General features: G+C 66.7%; 1 protein-coding gene. It reads left to right on the top strand.

Annotated features, from left to right (window positions below; all coding sequences use genetic code 11):
- Positions 1-1,862 (top strand): type VI secretion system Vgr family protein (locus VK98_RS22530; protein WP_048416163.1); only part of this gene is annotated, 1,862 nt, incomplete at both ends.

Below are 1,862 nucleotides of genomic sequence, written 5' to 3'. Positions count from 1 at the left end.
ATGGACCTCAGCACCCTGCTCGCCAGCTTCGCCTCCGCCTTCAACCAGGACCAGCGCCTGCTCACCCTCAGCCTGGGCGACGGCAGCGTGGCGGCCGAGCAATTGCTGCCGCTGAGTTTGGCCGGCGAAGAAGGCGTGTCCCGGCCTTACGCCTACCAGCTCACCTGTCTGTCTCCGGACGGCGCGATCGAACTCAAGACCCTGCTCGGCTTGCCAGCCCGCATTGGTATCCTGGACGCCGCCGGCGCGGAGAGCCTGCGTTGCGGCGTGGTGTCCAAAGTGGAAAGCCTGGGCTCGGACGGCGGCTTCAGCCGCTACCAGCTGACCATAGAGCCGCCGTTCGCGCTGTTGCGGCATCGCGTCAGCTCGCGGGTGTTCCAGGACCTGACGGTGCCGGACATCGTCAAACAGATCCTGGCCGAGCATCAGCAGGCCAACCCGGTGTTCGCCCGCGTCCAGACGCTGGACTTCAAGACCGGCGCGGCGACGCCGCGCAGCTATTGCCTGCAATACCGCGAGAGCGATTACGACTTCATCGTGCGGCTGCTGCACGAAGAGGGCTATGCCTGGCGTTTCGATCACCTCGATGGCGACACACCACAAGTGCAGTTGGTCGCCTTCGACGACCCCTATAGCCTGCCGCCGGCCGGTGTTGAGCGGGTACGCTTCCACCGCAGCGACGCCACCGAGGCCGAAGACGGCCTGACCGAGTGGAACGCCCAACGCCAGATCGTCCCCGGCGCGGTGGCGCTGGCCAGCTTCGACTACCAACCCGTCAGCACTCAGCACAGCGGCGACGACAGCCGCATCGACCAGGGCCAGAACGGCAAGGCGCTGCAGTCTTCTTTGCACGACTACGACCCGCAATCGCTGTACTACGCCGGCGACGCCGACCAGCTCAGCCACTACGCCCAGCTGCGTCAGCAGGCGCATGACCTCAAGGCCAAGCAATTCAGCGGCGGCGGCTCCGTGCGCGGCCTGGCCGCCGGCCAGTGGTTCCGCCTGGACGAGCATCCGGCCCACGACGGCGACAGCAGCGAACAGCGCGAATTCGTCGTCACCCGTCAAAGCTTAAGCGCGCGCAACAACCTGCCGGCGGATCTGAAAGCCTTCCAAGACGGCAAGGAAGCCCAACCCTTCCGCGCCGACTTCGACGCCCAACGCCGCGGCGTGCCGCTGACCCCGGCCTATGCCCACACCGAACTGGCCAAGCCCAAGTCCCGCGGCGTGCAGACTGCCACCGTGGTCGGCCCCCAAGGTGAAGAGGTGCATACCGATCAGCACGGCCGCATCAAGGTGCAATTCCACTGGCAACGGATGGACGAGCACCCGAGCATAGGCGCGGGCATGGACGACAAATCCTCCTGCTGGTTGCGCGTGGTCATGCCCAGCGCCGGCGCCGGCTGGGGCCACCAATTCATCCCGCGCATCGGCCAGGAAGTGCTGGTCGACTTCATCGAGGGCGATATCGACCGCCCGGTGATCACCGGCGTGCTCTACAACGGCAGCCACCCGACGCCGGACTTCAGCGGCGCGGGCGCCTTGCCGGCCAACAAGACGCTGTCCGGCATCAAGTCCAAGGAACACCAGGGCGGCCAGTACAACGAACTCTTGTTCGACGACACCCCCGGCGAAGTCAGAGCCAAACTCAGCTCCGAACCCGGCAAGACCCAGCTCAACCAGGGCTTCCTGACCCACCCGCGCAGCAACGGCAAGGCCGAAGCGCGCGGCGACGGCTTCGAACTCAGAACCGACAGCCACGGCGCCATCCGCGCCGGCCATGGCCTGCTGCTGAGCACCGAAGCGCAGAACGGCGCTGGGGGCAAGCAACTGGCGCGCGAACAGGCGCAAAGCCAGCTGGA

The sequence above is a fragment of the Chromobacterium sp. LK11 genome (assembly GCF_001043705.1).
In the GTDB taxonomy this organism is placed as follows: Bacteria; Pseudomonadota; Gammaproteobacteria; order Burkholderiales; family Chromobacteriaceae; genus Chromobacterium; species Chromobacterium alkanivorans.
This window is presented reverse-complemented; position numbering and strand designations above follow the sequence as displayed.